The organism is Mesorhizobium sp. M7A.F.Ca.CA.004.04.2.1 (assembly GCF_004022825.1).
Taxonomy (GTDB): Bacteria; Pseudomonadota; Alphaproteobacteria; order Rhizobiales; family Rhizobiaceae; genus Mesorhizobium.
On record NZ_RZPH01000583.1, the window covers coordinates 1 to 3,847 of the forward strand.

The window sequence follows — 3,847 nt, forward strand, 5'->3', positions numbered from 1 at the left end:
CTCCTGATGATCGCCATTCCCTTCCTGCGCAACCAGATCCGGCCGATCCTGATGCTTGCCGAAGCCGCCGAAAGTTTCGGCAAGGGCCGGCCGATGCCGCGTGACTTCCGGCCCCGCGGCGCCGAGGAGGTTCGCCGCGCCGGCTTTGCCTTCATGCAGATGCGCGAACGCATCGAGCGCCAGATCGAGCAGCGCACCGCCATGCTGACCGGCGTCAGTCATGACCTGCGAACCATCCTCACCCGCTTCAAGCTGCAGTTGGCGCTTTCCGGCGGCAAGGCCGAGACCAAGGCCGCGCTCGACCAGGACATCGACGACATGCAGTCGATGCTCGAAGGCTATCTCACCTTTGCCCGTGGCGAGGCTTCGGAAGACGCCGGACGGTTCGATCTCGAGGCCTATTTCGAAAAGCTCGGCGAGGAAGCCAGGCTGCGCAAGCGCAAGCTGTCGACGACGCTTGCCGGAGACCCCGATGTGCATGTGCGGCCGAACGCCTTTGCCCGATTGATGTCCAACGTCATCGGCAACGCCTTCCGCTATGCCAAGACGGTGGAAGTCAACGCCACCCATGGCCGCGGCTCGCTGCTGGTCACCATCGACGACGATGGTCCGGGCATTCCCGCCGACCGGCGCGAAGACGTCTTCAAACCCTTCGTGCGGCTCGACGAAGCCCGCAACCTCGATGCCAGCGGCACCGGGCTCGGCCTGTCGATCGCCCGCGACATCGCCCGTTCCCATGGCGGCGACATCACCCTTGAAGACAGCCCGCTCGGCGGACTGCGCGCTATCATCAAGGTTCCCGCATAACCGGCACGATACCGAAAGTGGAAACAGGCTTCATCCGCCCGTCATGAAACCATGATCAAGAACGCGCATGAAGCGCGCGACCTCAATTGATTCGACCTTGCCGCCTCACTTCGACCCCGTGCCCGTCCGGGTGCGCTGGAGCGAAGCGAGAGCAGCGGTCTGGTCGCCGTTCCGGCATCGTCTCAAGGCAACCGTCGACCTTTCCTGCAAAGGGCCGCCATGCGCATATTGATGGTCACCGATGCCTGGCGGCCGCAGGTTAACGGCGTTGTCCACACGCTGGAGCGGCTCACCGAGACGCTGAAATCCTTCGATGTCGCCGTGGATTTCCTGACGCCGAACATCTTTCGCACCCTGCCCTTGCCGACCTATCCCGACATCAGGCTGGCGCTGACCACGCCCGGCCATGTCGCGCGCCTGATCGACGCAGGCAAGGCCGACCACATCCACATCGTCACCGAAGGGCCGCTCGGCATCATGGCGCGGCGCTATTGCCGCAATGCCGGCCGGCCGTTCACCACCAGCTATCACACACGCTTCCCCGAATATCTCAGCGCACGGCTGCCAGTGCCGGAAAGCTGGGCCTATCGCTGGCTGCGCGATTTCCACAATTCCGGCCAAGGCACGCTGGTCGCCACCCAGTCGCTTGCCGACGACCTCTCGGCGCGCGGCTTCACCAAGCTGCGGCCGTGGACGCGCGGCGTCGACACCAACCATTTCCGGCCCGACAAGAAGAAGAATCTCGGCTTTCCCGGCCCTGTCTTCCTCTGCGTCGGCCGGGTCGCCATCGAAAAGAACCTCTCCGCCTTCCTCGACCTCGACCTGCCGGGCAGCAAGGTGATCGTCGGCGAAGGCCCTGAGCTTGCCAGGCTGAAGGCAAAATATCCGCAAGCGCATTTCCTCGGCCATCGCCCCAACGACGAACTGGCCGAGATCTATGCCTCGGCCGATGTCTTCGTCTTCCCGAGCCGCACCGACACGTTCGGCAACGTCATCATCGAGGCATTGGCCAGCGGCACGCCGGTTGCCGCCTATCCGGTGACCGGGCCGATCGACATTGTCGGCGACGGCTTTGGCGGCGCGGTCTCCAACGATCTGCGCGAGGCCTCGCTTGCCGCGCTCAATGTAGACCGTGCCGAAGCACGCGAACGCGCCATGCGCTACAGCTGGAAGGCTTGTGCAGAGATGTTCCTCGACACGGTCGAGGAAGCGCTGGGAACGACGCGCAAGCTGGCGGCCTAAAACAACCTGCCGCCATCCGGCACCTTGCGCTCGATCGCGCCGAGCACCACCGCGCCCTCTTCGTCGGGAAAGCCGAGCGTCAGCACTTCCGACATGAATGGACCGATCTGGCGCGGCGGGAAATTGACCACCGCGAACACCTGCCGGCCGATCAGCGTCTCCGGTGTATAATATTTGGTGATCTGCGCCGACGATTTCTTGATGCCGATGCCGGCGCCGAAATCGATCTTCAGCTTGAATGCGGGCTTGCGCGCCTCGGGAAACGGCTCGGCCTCGACGATCGTGCCGGCGCGGATGTCGACACGATCGAAATCGGCAAAACTGATCTCGGGCTTACGCTCGCTGTTCGAACTCATCTTGGTTCTTGTCTGCCTTGCGGGGACTCAGGCGTTGCCGTAGGTCTCGAACAGCACGCCGGCCAGGGCGTCCTTGGCCGAGGTTCCCGACCAGACAACGAACTGGAACGCCTGGAAATAGCATTCGCAGGCTTCCAGCGCCGACGACAGCAACACTTCGACCTGCTGGCTCGACGGCTCGACCCCGCCGGCCAGCAGCAGCGACTGGCGGAACATGATCGCGCCCTCCTGCTCCCAGAGGTCGAAATGGCCAAACAGCATCTGCTCGTTGATCAGCGACAAGAGCCGCATCGCTTCCAGCGCGCGGGTCTCCGGCACCTTGATGTCGAAGGCGCAGGCAAGGTGCAGCGCCTCGAAATCCTCCATCCACGAGAAGGAGACGTGATAGTCGGTCCAGCTTCCGGCAACCGAGATCGAAATCTCGTCGTCGCCGGCCCGCTCAAAGGACCAGTCGTTGTTGTGGGCCACCTGCTCGATAACATCCACCGGATGGATTTCGCGGGAGAATTCGAGTTCGAGAAGTTCCATGGAATGCTTCCTGTCGTTCTGTACGAGCGCCGCCACACGCTCCGCGGGAGGGCACACACAACGAACAATCTTGTCTAGAACTCGGACGGCCAGGACTTTCTTCGCGCAAAAGACTACCTTCTCGACGCAAAGACCCCAGACCGGACCCCACCGCCCGGTCGCATGACCCTGCTCCGAATCATGCAACAAATTCAGTCTATTGATCGGGAGTCGCGTGAACAGCCCAATTTTTCGCACTGCGTCATTCGCATGTGGAAAGCCGCTGTCACAAAGATTCATGCAATGCCGTTAAGCGATTCACGGCAAAGCGCTTTTCAGGATCGGGCTATGTGGAAAAGTTTAACGATTATTTTTTGTGCGCGGCTTGGCCGCCGTCGCTGGTGTGGCGTCGCCGGCCAGTTCGGCAAGCTTCGCCTCGAGCGCCTCGATGCGGGCGGCAAGGCGAGTGTTTTCTTCCCGCGCCTTGGCGGCCATCTCGCGCGCGGCTTCGAACTCTTCGCGCTGCACCACGTCCATGGTGTTGAGAATGCGTTCGGCCTGCCCCTTGAAGGCCGTCTCCACCTCCCGGCGCACGCCCTGGGCGGCGCCGGCGGCGTCGGTCATCAGCTTGGCGAATTCATCGAGAATGCGGTTCGGTCCGGTCGACATGGCAAATCCTCGCGCTTGCACAAATTGACGTAGTGGCGCTGCGCGTCGAATGCAAGCATGTTGCGCCGCGCTGCGGCATCAAGTCGAGGGCGCCCACCTTGCCTTGACCCTGCCAAAACCCTGCCGCATGGTCCGCGCGCAAACGCGTTTCGCAATGAGAGTTCCCCGTTGAACGAATATTTCCTGCTGCCGCTGGCCTCCTTGCCCTTCCCCGACATCAACCCGATCCTCATCCAGATCGGGCCGCTGGCGGTGCACTGGTATGG

At 62.7% G+C, this 3,847-nt stretch carries 5 protein-coding genes and 1 pseudogene; 3 read left to right on the top strand and 3 right to left on the bottom strand.

Going from position 1 to position 3,847, the window contains the following annotated elements:
* Both EN893_RS23065 and EN893_RS23070 read left to right on the top strand, forming a co-directional pair.
* Window positions 1-807: ATP-binding protein (locus EN893_RS23065; protein WP_245490883.1), on the top strand; the 807-nt coding region annotated here is incomplete at its 5' end.
* 219 nt (window positions 808-1,026) lie between these two features.
* Window positions 1,027-2,049: a glycosyltransferase family 1 protein gene (locus EN893_RS23070; RefSeq protein ID WP_127270529.1), complete on the top strand. Its 1,023-nt coding sequence runs from the start codon at window positions 1,027-1,029 to the stop codon at window positions 2,047-2,049.
* On the opposite strand, the gene EN893_RS23075 is transcribed toward EN893_RS23070, so the two are convergent.
* The 3 genes from EN893_RS23075 to EN893_RS23085 form a co-directional block, all read right to left on the bottom strand.
* Window positions 2,046-2,405 (bottom strand): tRNA-binding protein, encoded by a 360-nt coding sequence (locus EN893_RS23075; protein ID WP_127261686.1) that lies wholly within the window; start codon window positions 2,403-2,405, stop codon window positions 2,046-2,048. The genes EN893_RS23070 and EN893_RS23075 overlap by 4 nt on opposite strands.
* A gap of 27 nt (window positions 2,406-2,432) precedes the next feature.
* Window positions 2,433-2,933: a YbjN domain-containing protein gene (locus EN893_RS23080; protein WP_128361799.1), complete on the bottom strand. Its 501-nt coding sequence runs from the start codon at window positions 2,931-2,933 to the stop codon at window positions 2,433-2,435.
* 339 nt (window positions 2,934-3,272) lie between these two features.
* Window positions 3,273-3,581, bottom strand: a complete 309-nt coding sequence (locus EN893_RS23085) for an accessory factor UbiK family protein (protein ID WP_127270531.1) — start codon at window positions 3,579-3,581, stop codon at window positions 3,273-3,275.
* A gap of 168 nt (window positions 3,582-3,749) precedes the next feature.
* Here EN893_RS23085 and EN893_RS23090 point away from each other — a divergent pair.
* Window positions 3,750-3,847 (top strand): annotated as a pseudogene (locus EN893_RS23090) (prolipoprotein diacylglyceryl transferase); the annotation flags it as partial.